The organism is Herbaspirillum sp. UBA812, assembly GCF_002296545.1.
GTDB lineage: Bacteria > Pseudomonadota > Gammaproteobacteria > Burkholderiales > Burkholderiaceae_D > Herbaspirillum > Herbaspirillum huttiense.
The window spans coordinates 1-4,968 of the sequence record NZ_DBIC01000225.1; the positions used below are offsets into that span (position 1 = coordinate 1).

Consider the following 4,968-nt stretch of genomic DNA (forward strand, 5'->3'; position numbering starts at 1 on the left):
CCGACTCGATCTTTCTGTCGGTCATCTTCGACTTGCGGCCGCCTTTGCGGCCGAGCTGCTTGGCGACTTCCAGCCCGGCGCGGGTGCGCTCGACGGTCAGCTCGCGCTCCATTTCGGCAAGGCTCGCCATGACGTGGAAGAAGAACCGCCCGGATGGTGTGCCGGTGTCGATGGAGTCGGTGAGGCTCCTGAACTGGACACCGTGCTTGTGCAGATCGCCGACCAGATCGACCAGTTGCTTGACCGACCGGCCCAGCCGGTCGAGCTTCCAGACGACCAAAGTATCGCCTTCGCGCAGCATTTCGAGCGTCTTGGCCAAGCCAGGCCGGTCTGCCCGCGTGCCACTCACCTTGTCCTCGAAGACCTTTTTACATCCGGCCTTGCTCAAGGCTTCGCGTTGCAGCTCCAGGTTCTGATCCTGCGTCGAGACGCGCGCATAGCCAATCAACATGGCTTGTCTCGCGCCCGGTCGATGCGTTCCTGCATCGCCTGCATCACTTCTTCGTGGGTGTACGATCTGGCGTTGGCGTCGGTGGCTTGCCGCAGGGCTTCCTCAACCTCGCGCGTCATCCGCTCGTAATCCTCCGGCCACAGCGCTTGCTCCATGCGCAGCGACGCCTGACCCAGCAGGTGCAGCAGGCTGAACAGCCGCATGTCGTTGGTGGCGACGATGCGCTCCCGAATCTGCTCCTGAATAGCTTCGCTAGCCCGATGCGCTTGTGGTGTGGCAGTCCCCTCGTAGTCAGCGGGGAATTCCGCTTCCTCGGCAATCCTTGCCCAGGCGCTGGCCAGCGCCTCGATGGTTGACGTGCTCATTTCCGCCGCTCCTGTGCTCTTTGGCGAATCAACCGGCCAAGGGGCCTCGACGCGAAAACCAGCAGCATCACGCCTATCGGATACCAGGTCGAGAAGACCACCAAGGCATCGAAGGCTGGCCGTCCGGTGTTGGTAGGCAGTACGGCGGTCACAGCCATCAACCCGCCGACCGTCCAGATGATGCGCCACACGTAGGGCATCACGCGGGGCACGTAGCCGTCATCGAAAGCGGTCTGGTAGTAGCGGCGCAGGCCGCGCTCGGCAAGCGCCTGGCGCTGCCGCTCCGACAGCGCATCCGTCCGGCCATACCAGCGCCGGAATGGTGGACAGCGCAGCAGCAAAGGGGTGAAGAGGATCATCACCGCCACGATCGCGACACCCCACGCCATGACGGCGCCGGCATCGGGCCGCTTGGCGTTCTCGATCACGGGCGCGAAGACGCCCGGAGCACTTATCATCCAGAACAGCGCAATGTGCTGATGGAAGGAGAGCTTCATTTGCTCATCCACTTGCGCAGCAGGCGCTTTTTCAGGGAGGCGCGTTCTTGCGGGTTGCGTCCCTTGTGATTGGCGATGCGATCCGCCGTGGCGGCCTGGCGCTTGACGGGCCAGTAGGAGCGGCCATCCTTGCCCATCGACCAGACGCTGCTGGCCTGGCTTTCCAGCAGGGGCAGATGGGCGCTCAGGGCTTCGGGCGACGCGCTGGTCAGCGCCGTGCGCTCACGGGTGCGCCAGCGCTGATGCCAGAGCTTCTTGTCCTCGCGCTCGCTGCCGCAGGTCGTGTGCCCGACGATGGGTGTTTTGCGGCGGCTGCGGCTCATAACGTAGTGGTCTCCAAGAACATTCAGGACTGATCCCAGGCGTCGATGGTCAAGACCTGATCGGCAGGACAGGCGGCTACGCGGTCGGGAACTGGATGGTGTTCAGTCTCATGCCGACCCCATTCGATTGATCGCGTCGCTTGCGGCACGCTGCGACGCAAGGAGGTTTGCGACCTGGTTTAGCAGCCGTGTCCGCTGCATGTCTGTTACCTATCTCCCCGACCGCTCATTGGACCAACTCCAGAGATTGGGCTCTATCGCTAAGCCAATACGAAACCGGCATTGGCTGATGCCACAACCGAGACGAACACAAATGGCTCGGTACCTGTATTTCGCGCCCCGTGCACTTGGCCCGGTCTTGCCACGGCTATCTCACCTTCCCTGAGGGCACGAACAATCCCATTGCCCTGAAAGTAATCAGCCATTCCCGACAAAACAGTCCACGTGTCTTGGCCGTGAGGATGAATGTGAGCCGCAATTTCCTGCCCGGGATGGACATGCCAAACCACGATAATTGAGTCTCGGGTTTCAAGCACAACGGAACGAATAGGCTCGCCTTCGGACGGCTGAACATACTCGGCTACAGAAAATATTCTCGATTCAACAGTCATCGGAGATCCCTCTTTCACAGTGCCCCCAGACAGGCTGGATATGAGTTCTAACTCGAATTTGAACGGGAGGCTGGTCGTGCGGTCGTGCAGTTGCCGATGAGCGTGTCGGCTGCTGCCTCCTTGCCCACCAGCGAACTCACGTCCGTTGCGGCCATCCAGAAGGTCTTGCCCGAGCGCGGCTCATAGGTCGCGGGATCGAACACGCCAGAGGGGCCGAACATCGGCGGCTTGATTGGTCATGGCTCCATGCCTTTGTCGTTACGGTCTTCATCGTCGGCATCCTGACGCACGGCGGGCAATTGCTGGAGCAACGCCGGCAGCCATTCCTGTACCGTCTCCCACACCACATCGAGGTTGATGTCGAAATAGCCGTGAGCCATGCGATTACGCATATTGCGCATGCTGCGCCACGGCACGTCGGCATGCGCCTGGGTGAACTCGACGTAGCCATCCATCACCTTTGTGGCCGCCTCGCCGATGACGATCAGGCTCATGATGACGGCCTGCTGGGTGCGCTTGTCGGCCAAGAAGTCGTCCTTGGCCATCCCTTCCACGAAGCTGCGCGCATCGGTTGCGGCCTGCTGAATGTGGTCGAGGTAATCGGGCAGGCGGTTCTCGCTCATATCGGTTGCGCCTCCGCGAGCACCTTGGCCCGGAACTTCGGCGGCAGGTCGCCGGGAGTCAGCAGATCGACGTCAACGCCGAGCAGCGATTTCAGTTCTTCTTCCAAATCGCCCAAGTCCAACAACGTGGCACCGGGCAGCGCATCGACCAACAGGTCGAGGTCGCTGCCATCCCGGTCGGTGCCATGCAGCACCGAGCCGAAGACGCGCGGGTTCGCGGCGCGAAAGCGGCCTACCGCTTCACGCACTGCGCTTCGCTTCATGTCAAGCACAACAGACGGTCGCATGCGCATCCTTTCTTATCGAAACTCGTTGAGATGATATGCAATCAAGAATAGAATTTCAAGAACTATTTTCGAGAATCGCAATGCCTTGATTCCCGTGCCGCGCCTGTGAATTTCACCCGCTCGACGAGCGCAACACCGACGCCGCCTACGCCAAGAACCGGCGAATCGACCTCAAACTCACGAACCGCTGAGCGACGCGTCACCGCGCTGCTGCGCCAGCCAGTCGCGCGGGGCGCAGCCCATGCGCACGCGGAAGGCGCGCGCCAACGCGTTCGGGCTGCCGTAGCCGACGCGGTCGGCCACCACCGCCACCGGACGCCCCTGCTTGAGCAGGGTGCAACTGACGTTCATCCGCCAGTCGGCCAGATAGTCGCCCGGCGTGACGCCCACCGCGTCTTTGAACGCGGCGGCGAAGCGCGCGCGTGACATGCCCGCCTGCGCCGCCAGCGCCTCGAGCGACCACGCGGTCTGCGGCGCATCGTGCATGGCGGTTATGGCGCGCGCGAGTTTCGGGTCGGCCAGTCCCGCCAGCAGTCCGGTGGCGCCAAGCCGCCCATCCATCAGATAACGCAGCAACTGGATCAGTAGCAACTCGCACAAGCGGTCGATGGCGGCCTGCCGACCGCACTGGTCGCGCTCGGCTTCGGCAAACAGCAGCTCTAGCGTCGGCCCGAGGCCGGGCAAGTCCGCCAGCGGAATCAGCAGCATCGACGGCAAGGCCATGGCCAACGGATTGCCCGTCGAAGCGCCCAGATCGACCTCCGCACACAACAGCTCAGCGGTATCGCCGGGGGCGGCGACAAAACGATGCGACGCCACGCGCGGATAAAACAGCAGGCTCGGCTCGGTAACCAGCAGATCTTCATGCACGGGCGAACGCGCCGTAATCGGGCCGCGCCGCACCAGATGGATATAGCCATGCGGCGCCGCGTAATGATGCTGCCCACAGAAGGCGCCGCTGTGAAAAACGCGCGCCGAAAGCGAGTAGTGCCGGAGCAAGCCGGCCAGTCGATCCGCCATTCCACTCTCCATATAAGACGATAGGTTACGTATTTGATACTTTACGTGCCATATCGTACCAAACAAAGGGCGATCATGCCCACGTGCTCTTGCACCTCACCCACTACGGAGATAGACATGACCCAAATCGCCCCCCTGACCATCGACACCGCTGACGCCGCTACCGCTGCCACACTCAAGGCCGTCAAAGCCAAGCTCGGCATGGTGCCGAACCTGCTCGCCACGCTGGCCCACGCGCCGGCAGCGCTCAACGGCTACCTCGGCCTGTCCGAAACGCTGGGCACCGGCCGCCTGAGTGCCACCCAGCGCGAGATCGTTGCGCTGGCTGCCGGTCAAGCCAATCGCTGCCAGTACTGCCTGAGCGCACACACCCTGATCGGCAAAGGTGCCGGACTGTCGGCAGAGGCCATCGCCGCGGCCCGCACCGGCCAGGCGGCCAACGCACTTGACGATGCAATTGCCGGCTTTGCCCGCGCGCTGGTCGAGCAACGCGGCGTGGTGTCGGCCGACGCCATGGCCAACTACCGCCGCGCGGGGCTCGACGACGGCCTGATACTGGAAGTGATCGCCAACATCGCGCTGAACACGCTCACCAACTACACCAACCACATCGCCGACACCACGGTGGATTTCCCCGTGGTCGCCGTCTGATCTCCATAGGCATATAAGGAGAACACAATGAAAATCGCACTCACCGGCGCTCTGCTCGCCAGCGCCCTCGTCCTGCCACTGGCCGTCACGGCCGGCGACTTTTCGCCCTATGTGGACAGCCAGGGCGGCATCAGCCGCCC

At 62.8% G+C, this 4,968-nt stretch carries 10 protein-coding genes; 1 reads left to right on the top strand and 9 read right to left on the bottom strand.

The genetic code is table 11. From position 1 onward, the window contains the following. The 9 genes from B3873_RS14730 to B3873_RS14770 form a co-directional block, all read right to left on the bottom strand. The coding region (locus B3873_RS14730; protein WP_286866955.1) for a recombinase family protein at positions 1-451 on the bottom strand (451 nt) is incomplete at its 3' end. Further along, entirely contained in the window at positions 445-816 is a 372-nt protein-coding gene (locus tag B3873_RS14735) for a hypothetical protein (RefSeq protein ID WP_003100853.1), read from the bottom strand. The genes B3873_RS14735 and B3873_RS14730, both read right to left, overlap by 7 nt. Then, the gene (locus tag B3873_RS14740) at positions 813-1,313 is read right to left on the bottom strand and encodes a transposase (RefSeq protein ID WP_286866957.1); all 501 of its coding nucleotides are present in this window, start codon (positions 1,311-1,313) and stop codon (positions 813-815) included. Before B3873_RS14740 ends, B3873_RS14735 begins: the two co-directional genes overlap by 4 nt. Continuing rightward, positions 1,310-1,636, bottom strand: a complete 327-nt coding sequence (locus B3873_RS14745; RefSeq protein ID WP_286866959.1) for a hypothetical protein — start codon at positions 1,634-1,636, stop codon at positions 1,310-1,312. Before B3873_RS14745 ends, B3873_RS14740 begins: the two co-directional genes overlap by 4 nt. Positions 1,637-1,896: 260 nt before the next feature. Then, entirely contained in the window at positions 1,897-2,247 is a 351-nt protein-coding gene (locus tag B3873_RS14750; RefSeq protein WP_182370110.1) for a cupin domain-containing protein, read from the bottom strand. Positions 2,248-2,294: 47 nt separating this feature from the next. Then, complete coding sequence (locus B3873_RS14755) at positions 2,295-2,468, bottom strand: hypothetical protein (protein WP_003154411.1); 174 nt, start codon at positions 2,466-2,468, stop codon at positions 2,295-2,297. A 15-nt stretch (positions 2,469-2,483) separates the two neighbouring features. Next, a complete protein-coding gene (locus B3873_RS14760) occupies positions 2,484-2,870 on the bottom strand; it encodes a DUF86 domain-containing protein (RefSeq protein WP_003100872.1) in 387 nt (128 codons plus the stop codon). Beyond that, positions 2,867-3,157 carry a nucleotidyltransferase family protein gene (locus B3873_RS14765; protein ID WP_001247892.1) on the bottom strand — a complete coding sequence of 97 codons (291 nt, stop codon included), beginning with the start codon at positions 3,155-3,157 and terminating at the stop codon, positions 2,867-2,869. Before B3873_RS14765 ends, B3873_RS14760 begins: the two co-directional genes overlap by 4 nt. Positions 3,158-3,334: 177 nt before the next feature. Then, positions 3,335-4,177 carry a helix-turn-helix transcriptional regulator gene (locus B3873_RS14770; RefSeq protein ID WP_079436164.1) on the bottom strand — a complete coding sequence of 281 codons (843 nt, stop codon included), beginning with the start codon at positions 4,175-4,177 and terminating at the stop codon, positions 3,335-3,337. Positions 4,178-4,294: 117 nt separating this feature from the next. Between B3873_RS14770 and B3873_RS14775 the strand changes: the two genes are divergently transcribed. After that, the gene (locus B3873_RS14775) at positions 4,295-4,828 is read left to right on the top strand and encodes a carboxymuconolactone decarboxylase family protein (RefSeq protein WP_024542568.1); all 534 of its coding nucleotides are present in this window, start codon (positions 4,295-4,297) and stop codon (positions 4,826-4,828) included. Positions 4,829-4,968 lie beyond the last annotated feature (140 nt).

Bases quoted from the DNA above. Each gene is read 5' to 3' on its own strand.
- B3873_RS14745 (WP_286866959.1), bottom strand. From the start codon at position 1,636: ATGAGCCGCAGCCGCCGCAAAACACCCATCGTCGGGCACACGACCTGC.
- B3873_RS14775 (WP_024542568.1), top strand. From the start codon at position 4,295: ATGACCCAAATCGCCCCCCTGACCATCGACACCGCTGACGCCGCTACC.
- B3873_RS14770 (WP_079436164.1), bottom strand. From the start codon at position 4,177: ATGGCGGATCGACTGGCCGGCTTGCTCCGGCACTACTCGCTTTCGGCG.
- B3873_RS14765 (WP_001247892.1), bottom strand. From the start codon at position 3,157: ATGCGACCGTCTGTTGTGCTTGACATGAAGCGAAGCGCAGTGCGTGAA.
- B3873_RS14760 (WP_003100872.1), bottom strand. From the start codon at position 2,870: ATGAGCGAGAACCGCCTGCCCGATTACCTCGACCACATTCAGCAGGCC.
- B3873_RS14755 (WP_003154411.1), bottom strand. From the start codon at position 2,468: ATGTTCGGCCCCTCTGGCGTGTTCGATCCCGCGACCTATGAGCCGCGC.
- B3873_RS14750 (WP_182370110.1), bottom strand. From the start codon at position 2,247: ATGACTGTTGAATCGAGAATATTTTCTGTAGCCGAGTATGTTCAGCCG.
- B3873_RS14740 (WP_286866957.1), bottom strand. From the start codon at position 1,313: ATGAAGCTCTCCTTCCATCAGCACATTGCGCTGTTCTGGATGATAAGT.
- B3873_RS14735 (WP_003100853.1), bottom strand. From the start codon at position 816: ATGAGCACGTCAACCATCGAGGCGCTGGCCAGCGCCTGGGCAAGGATT.